At 47.7% G+C, this 13895-nt stretch carries 12 protein-coding genes; 1 reads left to right on the top strand and 11 read right to left on the bottom strand.

The features are described from left to right. Positions 1-21: 21 nt before the first annotated feature. Positions 22-1473 (bottom strand): polysaccharide deacetylase family protein, encoded by a 1452-nt coding sequence (locus L693_RS0114995; protein ID WP_025717947.1) that lies wholly within the window; start codon positions 1471-1473, stop codon positions 22-24. Between the two features lie 170 nt (positions 1474-1643). Here L693_RS0114995 and L693_RS0114990 point away from each other — a divergent pair, with 170 nt between their 5' ends. Then, entirely contained in the window at positions 1644-2798 is a 1155-nt protein-coding gene (locus L693_RS0114990; protein WP_025717946.1) for an AI-2E family transporter, read from the top strand. Here L693_RS0114990 and L693_RS0114985 read toward each other — a convergent pair. The 10 genes from L693_RS0114985 to alaS all read right to left on the bottom strand — a co-directional run. Beyond that, a complete protein-coding gene (locus tag L693_RS0114985) occupies positions 2753-4564 on the bottom strand; it encodes a peptidoglycan D,D-transpeptidase FtsI family protein (RefSeq protein ID WP_197029951.1) in 1812 nt (603 codons plus the stop codon). The genes L693_RS0114990 and L693_RS0114985 overlap by 46 nt on opposite strands. 128 nt (positions 4565-4692) lie before the next feature. After that, complete coding sequence (locus tag L693_RS0114980) at positions 4693-6942, bottom strand: methyl-accepting chemotaxis protein (protein WP_025717944.1); 2250 nt, start codon at positions 6940-6942, stop codon at positions 4693-4695. A 225-nt stretch (positions 6943-7167) separates the two neighbouring features. After that, on the bottom strand, positions 7168-8499 hold the full coding sequence (locus tag L693_RS0114975) for a peptidase U32 family protein (RefSeq protein WP_025717943.1): 1332 nt from the start codon (positions 8497-8499) through the stop codon (positions 7168-7170). 30 nt (positions 8500-8529) lie between these two features. Continuing rightward, entirely contained in the window at positions 8530-9459 is a 930-nt protein-coding gene (locus tag L693_RS0114970; RefSeq protein ID WP_025717942.1) for a peptidase U32 family protein, read from the bottom strand. 11 nt (positions 9460-9470) lie between these two features. Next, positions 9471-10499, bottom strand: coding sequence for an endolytic transglycosylase MltG (gene mltG, locus L693_RS0114965; protein WP_049825173.1), 1029 nt, complete (start codon positions 10497-10499; stop codon positions 9471-9473). A 93-nt stretch (positions 10500-10592) separates the two neighbouring features. After that, positions 10593-10895, bottom strand: coding sequence for a DUF1292 domain-containing protein (locus tag L693_RS0114960; RefSeq protein WP_025717940.1), 303 nt, complete (start codon positions 10893-10895; stop codon positions 10593-10595). Beyond that, positions 10892-11194 (bottom strand): DUF1292 domain-containing protein, encoded by a 303-nt coding sequence (locus L693_RS0114955; RefSeq protein WP_025682191.1) that lies wholly within the window; start codon positions 11192-11194, stop codon positions 10892-10894. The genes L693_RS0114960 and L693_RS0114955 overlap by 4 nt, the downstream gene beginning before the upstream one ends. 13 nt (positions 11195-11207) lie before the next feature. Then, positions 11208-11624, bottom strand: coding sequence for a Holliday junction resolvase RuvX (gene ruvX, locus L693_RS0114950; RefSeq protein WP_025717939.1), 417 nt, complete (start codon positions 11622-11624; stop codon positions 11208-11210). 9 nt (positions 11625-11633) lie between these two features. Further along, positions 11634-11894 (bottom strand): IreB family regulatory phosphoprotein, encoded by a 261-nt coding sequence (locus tag L693_RS0114945; RefSeq protein ID WP_007431624.1) that lies wholly within the window; start codon positions 11892-11894, stop codon positions 11634-11636. A 136-nt stretch (positions 11895-12030) separates the two neighbouring features. Beyond that, a partial coding sequence (gene alaS, locus L693_RS0114940) for an alanine--tRNA ligase (protein ID WP_025717938.1) occupies positions 12031-13895 on the bottom strand: 1865 nt, incomplete at its 5' end.

Here is a 13895-nt window from a genome sequence, read left to right as displayed (position 1 = left end):
GGGGGAGGAGGCTTTTTTGTATTAGGTTAACTGCTTTGATCTTGTGTCCGCTAGCTGTGAAGCTCTAACTGTTGTCTGAATGGAGCTAACCTCTTCATGGACTTCACTATGAAGCATATGTGCAACGTCCGGTTGATTGGTTGAATCAGGAGTTGGATCTGTCTGATATGAGCCCCCTTGGTGGAAACGGTCAAACAAAGTATCAATTGGCATTACGATCAGTTTCGGTACCATCACCTCTTTTTTTTCGCTCAATTTCTCTGGACCCGAAGGATGGATGATACTAAATAACAGCTTTAAATATAAGGTGGACGCTTTCTTGAACAGTCCTTTGGGTAGCTCTTGAATTTGGAATCCCAGCTTCTCCGGTCCACGGTTAATCATACTTACTGCATAGAGGGCCTTTACACCCTTCATTCCAGAATCATGTCCAAGCTGATGGGCAAGATCAGGAAGCTGTTGCTTCACCATTCGGATTAATTGAATAGCCAAATGTACTATGGACTTTGCCGACGAGCCTAAATGAAACAACATTTTATTATCAAAATGAAGCTCTACTATCGGGTCTCCCTTTTTTAGCCACCTACCGTTCTCCATGTTTACATTCGGTCCATGATAGGTACGGCGACGATAATAAAAAATCGTATCCTCCTTGCTTACGGGACGAAGCCGGAATAAAGTGTGGAATATCCGCTCATAGAGCAGCCATCCGAATACCAGCACACTTTTGAACCAGTCCGTACCGGTTATCTCACCAGTAGCTGAAACGTGGACAGGCTGACAAAACAATGTATCCACCCGTACGCTGCGTAATTGTCTTTCTTGAGCGACCATCAGCAGCTTCTCCAATGCAATTAGCATATTCTGCGGGGCTTCTTCATCTGCCCCCAATGTGGTACCACAGTCATGGAGTAGCATCACCTCGCCACCCCTCAGCTTTTTGAGCATTCGCTCCGCTAACTGCTTCGCTCCAAGCCTCGCCTTCCAATCCCCGAACATGGAGGACCATAATACAATTCGACGACCATTCATCTTGGAAATATCAAAGAAATTTACAATTCCCCATGGCGGACGGTAGAAGGTCGTTCCCTTTCCCGTTACCCGGCGAATGATTGCCTCCGTTTGAGCAATCTGCCTTCTGACAGTAACTGGCCGCATAAGCCAATTCGATTTGTGAACGTAATTATGAATACCGATCAAATGACCTTCATCATGCATGCGTTTTAGAAGCTCGGGATGCTTTTCCGCATTTATGCCGACGACAAAAAAAGTGGCCTTGGCATCAAAACGCTTCAACAAATCTAGCAACTGCGGGGTATATACCGGATCAGGACCATCATCAAAGGTAAGCGCAAATTCTTGCTCGCTTTTGCCACGCCGAAACACTCTGAACCCAAAAATACGACTGACTAGCGCCGGAATAAAAGCATAAAAAGTTGAAATGTAAAACATCCATAACAGCAAAATCTGCACCTTTTATCCCCACTTTTCTATTCTGAACTCCCAAGCCGGCTCTCTGAGGAAAACTTACTTATATATTATCATAAAGCGTAAGCATGCGGACATTTGCTATTGCCTGATCAGCAATGAAGTCCAATTTAGTGTACAATAAGTAAAAATCTTAAAGGAGTCGTTGTATACATATGCTTCCATTATACAAAAAATATTGGCGTACCGTTTTTGATATCGGTCTGATTGTATTAACCGTGTATTTAATTATGTTCGTATCCAGCAAGCTGTATCAGCTGGCGGCACCGGTATTTCTTTCGTTCGTCGTGTTCTGGTGCATTGAACCTGCAGCCCGTTATTTCCATCGTAAAGGGATGAAGAAGCCTTTCGCCTCCGCGCTTTCCGTATTGCTGTTCATCATTGTTTTACTCGCTATTTTTTTCGGATTGGGTTTGATACTGGTTACGCAATTTACGAAAGTCGCGCAAAACCTCCCACATTATACCCAGATTATCCAAACGGAATTCACGCGATATCTTCATCTTTCTCAAGATAAAATTGCTGCTTTACCTCCGGGTGTTACGGAACGTGTGAATGAATATTTTGCAACTGCGACCACGATTGCGACCAAATGGGCACAGCTCGGGTTATCCTTTTTCATACAATTTCTCAGTTCCTTCACTGTTTTTATGGGTAATTTTGCCGTTGCCATTATTTTAGCATTTTTTTTAAGCATGGAAATTAATCTTTGGAAAGGAATTGCCCGTAGCAAAACTCCCAAAACACTTAAAACGGCTTACCTTTTTCTAAAAAACCACGTGCTTAAAGCGATCTCCGCCTTTCTGAAGGCTCAAGCCCTGCTGGTAGGGGTTACCTTTATTCTTGTATTTATAGGTTTACTCATTTTACAAGTGGATAATGCCCTATCCTTGGCGCTTGTGGCGGCTTTGTTTGATATTCTGCCCTTGCTGGGTGTGCCTGCTATTTTTATTCCATGGGCAGCGTATCTGTTCATCACGGGTAATACTGGATTGGCTAGTGGGCTGCTTATTGTCATGGCTGTCGCGGTCATCGTACGCCAACTGGCGGAGCCTAAAATCACTGGAAATTCCATCGGTGTCTCATCTGCCTATCTGATGCTTTCCTTTGCTATTATATCGTTATCCATCTTCGGATTGGCCGGTTTAATTTTGTCTCCGATCCTGATTATTTTGCTCAAGGAATTGTGGCAGCAAGGCTATCTGCAACAATGGATTCGGTTTCCGACAGAAGAATTCGATGAGCCTCCGTTTATTGTTAAAATTCAGGAGGAAGACCGTGGAACTGCTCGTGGAGCTGAGGAGAATTGAGCTAGCAGATCCATCACCTGCCCGAACAGGACAGTAGCCTGATTGGCAGAATGCTTTGAAGCATTTTGTACCAGAACGGCAACGGCATAACGAGGTCGCTCTACCGGACCGTAACCGATAAACCATTGGTGATTTACAGGACGACCATTCTTTAAGGCTTGAGCTGTACCCGATTTTCCAGCCAAATGCCATATTTTATCACGCAAGGATGTACCTGTGCCGCGGGCCACGACTTCTTCCATTGCCTCGCGGAGCGCGCGAGCCGTGGAGGCATGAATGGGGTGGCTTCCCTGGGGAGCAGGTGAAGCGTGAGCAGGCAGCTCCAGCATGGTGCCTCCATCTGCGTAGCTGATGCGATTCACAAGGCGTGGAGCATGGACCTGTCCATCGTGCAGCAAGGTGACGATGAGATTGGCGGCTTGGAGAGGCGTGACCAGCACGTCGCGCTGACCAATAGCCGTCTGTACACGTACGCCCGGATCTGCGGCATGGGTATAGGAGGAGCCGAATACGGCTCCCTTTTCCTCGTGGTCCAGCGGTATGAATTGCGGTAGCCCTGCAAGATTTCGCTCCTGCCAGCCCACTGTTCGACTCAACCCCAGGGCAGAGGCCGCAGCCTGAATCTTCTCAGGTTTAAGCCGTTCGCCAAGATGAGCGAACACGATATTACAGGATACGGCAAGCCCCCCCTCCAGGTTCAGGGTGCCGTGTCCTTCTTTTTTCCAGCAAGTCAAACCGTACTTGCCATAGGTTCCATGGCAATGAAACTGCTCCTTCGGTTGGACAACACCTGATTCAAGTGCGGCCGCAGCCGTAACCAGTTTAAAAATGGAACCGGGGGTTACCGCCTTGAGCGCGCGATTCGACCAGTCTGTCGTCTGCTGCGGATTGACACGAACGGGATTATAAAAAGGACGAGACACCATCGCCAGCACATCCGCATTGCCCGCATCAAGTACAACCACCGCACCTTCTGCCAGATGATAGGTGGCCGTCAGCTTTTCAAGCTGCTCCTGTAATGAAAGATCAATTGTGGTCTGCACCTGTAGCGGATAGTGATCATTGGATGGAGCACTGACCCGCAGCGGTACATGAGCCAGCGGACGACGCTGCGCATCCACCAACCGGGAGACGAACGTTTCACCGACGCCGCTCAGCAGCGGCTCCAGCGTTCTTTCCAGCCCGGCTGCCCCGATCGGCAGTTCACGCGCTCGGTCGGCACGCTCATACAGAAAGCCAAGCCATTGCCTGCCATTAGGCAGATCAGCATAGCGCTTCGCATAAGGTACAAGCTCGATGAGTGAAGGAGCTAGCTTCAGCAGCTTACCTGCTTCATTCGGCCTGATTTGTACGGGCTCTCCGCGCCCATCGCGCCATATTAGCGGTGATTGCAGACCTTTCCATCGTGTCAGCAGTTGCTTCTTATTCGTCTGCAGCAGCCTGGCGAGCTCTTCGCCATGGAGAGCCGCTTTGCCGTCAACATCGGGAAAAAGCACCGACACCCAGACTACATCCCCTGTCAATGGTAGCCCATTTCGATCTGTAAACTGTCCACGTCCAGAGTCGATAGCAATTCCCTCCTGACGCTGACGTACAGACATTTCCTTCAGCGAATGTCCCCCGTAAGCAGACATATGTATTCCTGCCGTTCCCTGAATCCAAGCCAGTCGGAGTAGTAAAATGAGCAGCAGCGCCATGATCCCCAAGGCCATATATGCAATTCGACGTTTTCGCATGAAGCTGTTGCCACGCCTCGGCACACGCATCCTTCTTTCATCTTTTTCCAGTAGTATGTCCTGTAGCTAAAAAAGAAAACCCATTCCGCTTTTAAACACGGGAATGGGTTTTCTGTCGTTAACTATAAAAAATTAGCAACTACCATTTTTTATTACATTTACACTGTAAACCGTGAAAGCTGTTCCTTCAGTTTCACGGATACACCTTCCAGCTTATCAGACAAGCCTACCAGTTGATTACCGATATTTGCCTGCTCATTACTGAGAGAAGCGACTTCCTGTGAAGTGGCCGAGGATTGCCCGGCTACAGCGCTTACATTGGTCATCGCCTCAGATAAAGTTGTCTGCGATTCACTCAATTCCTGAATGGATGAGGTGACGGTTCCCAGTCGAAGCTCGAACTCTCCCATTTGCTGCTGTACCGATTGGAAAATGTCCGTCGTCACCTGTACGGCTCCCATCTGCTCACGAAACAGTGGATACACCTCTGATAACGCCTGAACCGTTTCATTCATCTCATTGACGATGTTGTTAATAATTCCTGAGGCCGTATGAATGGCTTGACGTGATTGCTCGGCCAGCTGCCGAACCTCATTCGCCACCACCATAAAGCCACGTCCGGCGGTTCCTGCCCGTGCCGCTTCAATCGTCGCGTTCAGTGACAGAATATTTGTTTGTTTAGCAATATCCTGTAATACATCCAGCACCCGAAAGACATCGGAAGTTGTCTTTTTCAACTCATCTACCTTGCCTACCAGAGCATGCGTAGTTTCTTCTGTAACCTGCGTCTTGTTCAACAGGTTTTTCAGCTGAACCGTCCCTTTTTCACTGGATTGTTCAACCTCCTGCGCGGCCAAGCTCATTTCATGATTAGAAGCCATCACCATATCCATTTGCTGAGATATATTTCCGGTTAATCCGCTGCCACGTTCAGCCTCTGTTGCCAAACTGGTGGAGCCATGTGCAATTTCCTCAGTTGCGGCTGCAATTTCCTTGGCTGAAATTGCCGTCTTCTTCGAGGCATCACTCAATTCCGTTGCTGTATTCAGAACCTCCTGAGCCGATGCATTCGTCTGCTCTACCAGCAATGTGATTTGCTCCATCATCATGTCAAAGCTGACCGACAACTGGCCAATTTCATCCTGAGCCTTATAATTCGTTCGGATCTGCAAATTACCTTTGGCTCCTTCGATCATTAAATCTTTCAAATGGGTCAACGGGCGCGCCACGAGGCGTACGATCCACAGGCCAATGAACAATGCAATGAGTGCAGCCACCGCAGCAAATATCCAGGTTGTTGTTAAAATCCCCCTCGCGTCTTTAACCAGTTCAGATACAGATATTACACCCACGAGAATCCACTTGGAGGTTCCCAGCGTATTATGAACGGTAAGCACATTTTGTTCTTTCCCATTTGCTTCCTGCTCCATAATTTGATTTCCTTCGATTCCTTCTAGCTTGGAAACGTAATCCAGCTTTTTCTTTCCTCCTGCCAAGCTATCCATGTTAGAGCCTACAAATTCACCCTTGTCTGTCACAAGGCTTATCATACTGCCTGAGCCCAAATTAACACTTTTCAGCTCGTCCTCCACCACACTGGACTTTAAATCCATAACCAGAACGTAAGTCCCTCCCAGACCGGACATACTGTTCATGGAGCGTGCCAGACGGAAGGTCTTGCTTCCATTGTCATTCACCTGCGTAGGTAGCCAAATAATTCCCTTGTTTTTCAAAATATCCTTAAACCATGCTTCCTGCCGAACATCCTTTTGTGTGCCTGTGCCCATTGCCGCTAAACTTGTTTCTTCCGGGTATAAGTACAATGAATCAATCGCTTTATTCGTAAAAGCAAGATTCGTAAGCTTCTTGTTGACTTCACCCATAGCGACAAAAGATTCAAAAGAGTTTTTTTCTTGCTTTGCTGCCTTTTGCAGCTGATCACTTAGTTCAGTATCAAAAAATACCTGTGTCGAGGTGTCTTGAAAACGTTCTAAAATAATATCCAGCTTTTCCGAAGTTTGCTGAACGGTTTGCTGATAAGCTGTGGCCGCATTTTGCTCAATTGTACTTTTAGCCTTATAGTATGAGAGCATCCCCAAGCTGACCACAAATAACATAATTGCCGCAAAGAAGATCAGGAACAATTTCATTCCAACGGAACGGATCGGATTATAGTTTTTGACCAAATGCATGAAATCCTTACTGTACATTTCTGGCTTAAGTAACCGCTTTAAATTAGATGTACTCTTACGGGTGGCTTTAGCAACCCAGGGGAGAACCTTCGAGGAAACTCTTGCCGTTTGTGCACTGTTATCCGTTGTTGCCTTGCTGTCCTTCGATCCTTTCATAAGATCTGTTTTCTTTGCTAGCCTTTTTGTTGTATTCCCCTCTTTTTTCCGAAAACCCATCCATCTCACCTACCACCATATGATTAGTTTCCTGTTCCACGTCATCCGTTATGTATCTATTATCTATATAACATCTATCGGAACTATTCGACACGAAATGTAGCTTTCCTTTGAGGAATGACTAAATTTTGTGGAACTTTTTTCCTAGAAAAGTATTCAAAAAAAAGCCTCTCCAACCGATAGGAGAGACTTTTTGGATCTTTTAACCCGAGACTTAAGGCCTATTCACTTCTTTTTACGCATCATGTCGAAATACGATACAGGCTGATCTACCTTCATTTTAATCCGTTGAAGCGGGTGACGGGCAGCATCCAGCTCATTGCCTTCCTCATCCCAGATTGTTCCAACCTTTTGTTTAAAGAATGTTCCGTTCGGACCGAAAAATTCAATTTCATGACCTGGCTTAAAATGATTCCGTTGCTGAATCGTTGCGATGCCACTCGCAGGATCATAATCCATGACCAGTCCGGCAAAATCATAAGGCACTGCCTTCTCTTCCGGCTCATAAATATGATCCTCATGATCCGGTGTGTCGTAGAAAAAGCCTGTATTCAGCGGACGATTGGCGGCCTTGTTGATTTCTTCAATCCATTCTGGTTTGAGCACATAATTTTCAGGATCAGCCATATAGGAATCAATCGCTTGACGATAGACATTCACGACCGTAGCCACATAATGAATGGACTTCATACGTCCCTCCACTTTAAAGCTGTCTACACCGACATCAATCAGATCGGGAATATTTTCAATCATGCACAGGTCCTTGGAACCCATAGAAAAAGCATTATCTCCTTCTTCAAACAGCGGAAGCTGGTTAACACCAAGCTGGAATTGTTTCAGCACATTACTGTCCTGTGCCTCTTCCTCAGATATCCACACCTCGCCCGGGCGGGCATCCTCGAACAAGTCGTATTTCCAGCGACAAGACTGACAGCATCCCCCACGGTTGGAATCCCGGTCTGTAAAGTGATTGGATAGCACACAGCGACCAGAGAATGAAGAACACATTGCACCATGGACAAAAGCTTCAATCTCGATATCTACATGCTTTTTAATTTCCTCAATTTCCTCCAAACTGGTCTCACGTCCCAAGACAACGCGTGGTAGTCCCTCATCCTTCCAGAACTTTACCGCTTGCCAGTTCAGTGTGGATTGCTGTGTGCTCAAATGCACTTCCAAGCCCGGAACAGCACGCAATGCTACAGATACAATGGCCGGATCAGCAACGATAACAGCATGAATTCCTACCTCGTACAGATTGCGCAGATATTCCTCGATCCCGGCAATATCTTCATTGTGGGCATAGATGTTCGTGGCCACAAGCACCTTGGCACCGTACTTGTTGGCGAATTCCACACCTTCCCGCATTTCCTCAAAACTGAAATTGTCGGCGTTAGAACGCAGACCGTATTTTTGTCCACCAATATATACAGCATCCGCGCCATAGTGAACCGCAAACTTCAGCTTTTCCAGATTTCCGGCAGGAGCGAGCAGCTCCGGCTTATCCAGACGATTCCGCTTGCCATTATATTTTCTCGTTTTGGTCAACGTTCCCATGACGTTCCCCCCTTGTGTGTTCATGTAGTATTAATAAACCTGCTCTTTATAGAAAAATCCAAAGGATAGCTCGCGTTCAGGGTCTTGAAGGCGACGAACCTCATCCAGCCAGCTTTCATCATACGCATAAGCTTTTGGATCAGCTGTATAGGTGTCAATGGCTTTACGATAGGCACGAACAACTGCTGCATTGTAAGCCGTAGGTTTTAACAGTCCTTCGATCTTAAAGCTGTGTACGCCTGCCTCCATCAGAATATGCAGGTCCTCCATGATGCAGAAATCATCCGAACTCATAATATGCGTCCCGTTTATATCCTCATAGATAGGAAACTTCTCTTCCTGCCGCTCGGCTTCAATCAGGAATAAGCCGCGCTCCTTGCCCAGATCGCCTTCTACCGGGCGTCCCTGATGCAGCATATAGCTTTGTACAAGCTTACGCTTGGAATGATAAATATTAGTCATGCCATGTACCTGAACCTGTGCCTCCATGTTCAGCTGGGGGATCATTTCCATAATTTCGTCCATACTGAGCTCACGGGCCAAAATAACACGCGAAGCTCCCTTCTCACCCCAATAGTTGGCGGTTGCGAAGTTAGTGGTAATCATTTCTCCGTTCCAAAACAGCTTCAGATGGGGTGCATGCTCCTTCACCGCCATGAGTACCGACGGATCATTAAACTCAATGGCCTCTATACCGCATCCGGCGATTGTCTGCACATATTCGGGAAGAAGCGGCAACAGCTCGTTCGTCATCAAGTTAGTCATGGATACATATACCTGGGCCGCATGCTTCCGTGCTTCTTCTACCACCTCACGGATTTGATCCGGTGTAAAATGTCCAGGCAGCCTCATGCCAAAGCGGTCATCTCCAATCAGCAATGCATTTGCTCCGGCCTCCAGCATATGGCGGGCATCCTCCAGAGAGCTGGCAGTTACCAGCAGCTCGGGTTTGTAAGCCATAGGCTCACCTCCTATTTTGTCTTTCGGTTACTAACCTGAATGTTGTGCAAATGTTCTTTATATGTGGCGGCAAACAAATGTTTATGTGTTCCGTCTTTTTTAGTCACATAAAATAAATAATCCGTAGCTTTCGGCTCTAAAGCAGCCACCACTGATTTCAAGCTTGGACTTGCAATCGGTCCTGGCGGAAGTCCTTGATGCAAATACGTATTATAAGGACTTTTTATAGCCAAATCCTTATAATACAGCCGTTCCTTCTGCTTATCCAGCATATATTGAACAGTAGCGTCAATTTCCAGCTTCTTGTCCTGCTTAAGTCGGTTATAAATGACTCCGGCCACTATAGGCCGTTCTTCATCCACAACCACCTCGCGCTCCACCAATGAAGCAACGGTCAGCAGTTGATGCAGCGTTTCGCCCCGCTGCTTCAGCTTGGCATCCAGATCAGGTATGTTATTTAGACGTTTTTGCGTCTGCTCCAGCATCGCCTGAACAATATCCTTGATTGTGCTGCCTTTTTTCAGCTCATAGGTTTCGGGGAAGAGATATCCTTCCAATGCATAGCGGAGCCCTGCCTGCTTCGGGATATCCCGCACTAGCGAGACGTCAAAGGCAGACGGATCGTTGGCCAGCTGCAAAAATTGCTCCCGGTCTGCCAGCCCTTCCTTTTGCAGCTTATCAGCCATCTGTCTGATTGTAAAACCTTCCGGTATGGTAAAACGAATCATTTCCTCTTTGACAACGTCCCCTGCCGATAGCTTGGCTATTATCTGATCAAAGGTTATACCAGGCTGCGCTTCATATTTTCCGGCCTTAAATGCGCTTCCCTGCTGTTTGAATTTTAGATATGCCTTAAATACGAGCGCATTACGTATAAGTCCCTTTTGCTCCAGCGTATCTGCAATAGCTGAGGTTCCTGTTCCCTTCACTACCGTAAATGGAACAGGCTGCGCTTGCGGCTGAACAGGCTGCATAGCATTCCAAATATAGAAAGCTGCTCCTCCTGCTATGATGACAAGCAGCAACAGCAGCGTGACCATCCTCGTCCTTCGCTTCAATCCACTCAACTCCTTCACAGCCAAAAAGGGCGGACAGGTCCGCCCTTTCAGGTTTGATCTCCTCGTTATCCAGGCTTACAGCTCCGGCAGCGTACATTCATCGTACAGCTCGGAAATATCCTCCCACTCATCATCATCTTCGATGGTGGTGATGGAAATTTCGCCGTCTGCGGATGAGCTCACATGATATAGCTCATGTTCGCCTGCAGCAGCTCCAGGTCGACGTAATACGGCGTACCGTTGATTACCTACCTTGAACTCTGCTTCCAGCTCCATGCGTACCGCATGACCCTGTTCATCCTGTAACTCTACATCGCCGTCGAACGCTTCTTTTAAATCAGAGGTCCAGCTTAGGTCTTCACGTGAATAGTTCGTCATTTCCCGTCTTCCTCGTCCTCTTCTTCTACAAATGTATTAAAGGTCTCTTCGACGATTTCCCATTCAGCATCGTCTTGGATCACAAACAATTTAATATCATCGCCTTCTTCCTCATAACGGAAGGCGTAAACATCGGACTCATCAGCTTCAGGGTCCACTGGCGCAACCATCATGTACTTCGCTTCGGAACCGTCTACCTCAAACTTCATAATGACCTCGAACTCTTCTTCGTTGCCCTCGTCATCGGCAATATAAATAATTTCCGGCTCTTCTTCCATACCCACTTGATTTTCAGCCATTACGATATCCCCCTCACCTTGTACTGTGTGCGTCCAAATAGTTTTGCAAGATCAGGCTTGCTGCTAGCTTATCTACCACCTGCTTGCGTTTTTTTCGGCTGACGTCGGCTTCCAGAAGCGTACGCTCTGCCGAACGCGTCGTCAGCCGTTCATCCCAAAGGTGAACGGGTAATCCCAGCAACTCCTTGAGTCGGTTCGCAAACTCAATGCAAATCTCACCGCGTGGACCCACGGTTCCGTTCATATTTTTCGGCAGGCCTACAACCACCTCGCCGATTTCATGCTCACGGATTAAATCTGCAATTTTACCGAACTCACTGTCGTCACCACGTCGTTCTATGACTTCCAATCCTTGGGCGGTCCAGCCGAAGGCATCACTTACGGCGACCCCGATTCGGCGGTCCCCGTAATCCAATCCCATTACTTTCATGCCTGTCTCCTAACGATGCTTCGCCAGATAGAAACGAACCAACTCTTCAATCAATTCATCGCGTTCTTTTTTGCGTACCAGGCTTCTGGCATTATTATGCCGCGGCACATAAGCCGGATCACCTGATAGCAAATACCCGACAATCTGATTGATCGGATTGTATTCCTTTTCTACCAGAGCATCATATACGGTCAACAAAATCTCCTGAGCAGAAGCTTCCTTCTCATCCGCCTTGACATTAAATTTGACCGTTTTGTCCATGGAATCCATTGTTGACACCTCGCTTCCACAAAACATGTGTACATGTTTATGCCAGCTTATTCTTATACATCATACCATAAGCAAAGCCCTTCAAGGAAATGTCTTAGTCCGGTTTTTTCCAAAAATCCGCAAAAATTATCGAACTTTATCCTTGAGAAGCTACCGCCACCAGTTCATGGGCGCGTTGGAGCGCTTCATCCAGCTTGCTGGCATCCTTGCCCCCAGCTTGTGCCATATCAGGACGTCCGCCGCCGCCGCCGCCGCAGACGGCAGCAATTTCCTTCACGAGCTTGCCTGCGTGAAGTCCTGCCTTGGTAAGCTCTGACGGTACAGCTACGACAAAATTGACTTTGTCGTCCATAGCAGCGCCGAGCACCAGCACAGCAGCCGGAAGCTTCCCTTTCAGCTCATCGGCAATGGCACGCAAGGCGTCCATACTGGAAGCCTGCACACGCGCAGCCAACAGTTGTACTCCACCCGCTTGCACAACTTGATCCGTCAGTTGACCTGCCTCAATAGCACTCAACTTGCTTTGCAGCGATTCATTTTCTCGACTGAGGTCTTTAATTTGCTGCTGCAAGGATTCGATGCGCTTCGGCACCTCAGACAGCTTGGATTTAACCAGCCCGGCCGACACCTTCAACAGCTCCAATTGACCTTCCATATATTCAAAACCGAAACGCCCGGTTACTGCTTCAATACGACGCACACCTGATCCGATACCGCTCTCGCTAACAAGCTTGAACAGTCCAATTTGCGAGGTGTTGCTGACATGACAGCCACCACACAGCTCGATGCTGTAATCGCCTACCTTAACGACACGTACGATATCTCCGTATTTTTCACCAAACAGCGCCATCGCTCCCAGTGCCTTGGCTTCATCAATCGGTTTCAGTTCAATATTCACATCAAGCTGGCTCCAAATTGCACGGTTTACCCGCAACTCAATATCCGCCAGCTCTTCCTCTGTAATGCTTCCGAAGTGGGAGAAGTCAAACCGCAGACGCCCAGGCTCTACCAACGAACCTGCCTGATTGACATGGTCACCCAGCACTTCTTTAAGCGCTTTGTGAAGCAAATGGGTAGCTGTATGATTTTTCTCAATTTCTCCACGCAAGGCTTGGTCTACTTCTGCTTTCACCGTATCGCCCACGTTCAGTTCACCGGCTTCTACCACAACCTGATGCACATGCTGGCCTTGCGGTGCCTTGAACAGTCCTTCGACCTTCGCTGTTACCTTACCTCCACGCAGCAAGCCCTGATCACTGACTTGTCCGCCGCTTTCGGCATAGAAAGGAGTCACATCCAGCACGACCTGACAAGTCTGCCCTTCACTAACACTGTCCACCAGAACATCTTCATATACAATCGCCACAATTTTAGACTCAGTTACGAGGTCATTATATCCAACAAATTCACTTTTAACCGCCAAGTCGGACAACGCTCCGCCCTGAATCTTCATGCTGGCATTGTCCTGATGGGCATCGCGTGCACGCTTCCGTTGCTCCTGCATCGCTTCATCAAAGCCCTCACGGTCTACCTTCAAGCCCTGCTCATCTGCATAATCCTCGGTGAGGTCAAATGGGAATCCATACGTATCGTACAGCTTGAATGCGTCTGCTCCGCTAATCATATCGCGGCCTTCCGCCTTCGCCTGAGCGCTGATATCGGCCAAAATAGCCAAGCCGTCTGTCAGTGTTTCGTGGAAGCGTTCTTCTTCCGTTTTGATCACCTTGATGATAAAATCACGCTTGTCCACGACTTCAGGGTAGTATACACCCATGATATCTCCCACCGTTTCCACCAGTTCAAACATAAATGGACGGTTCATACCGAGCATTTTTCCATAACGCACAGCTCGGCGCAGCAAGCGCCGAATAACGTAGCCCCGTCCTTCGTTGGAAGGAAGCACACCGTCACCAATCGCAAAAGCTACGGTGCGAACATGATCGGCAATGACCTTGAGAGCCACGTCGCTGTCCACATTTTCGTTATATTTGACTCCTGCCA

The organism is Paenibacillus sp. 1-18, assembly GCF_000520755.1.
In the GTDB taxonomy this organism is placed as follows: Bacteria; Bacillota; Bacilli; order Paenibacillales; family Paenibacillaceae; genus Paenibacillus; species Paenibacillus brasilensis.
Note: the sequence above shows the minus strand (reverse complement) of the source record. Positions and strands in the feature narration are given on the sequence as shown.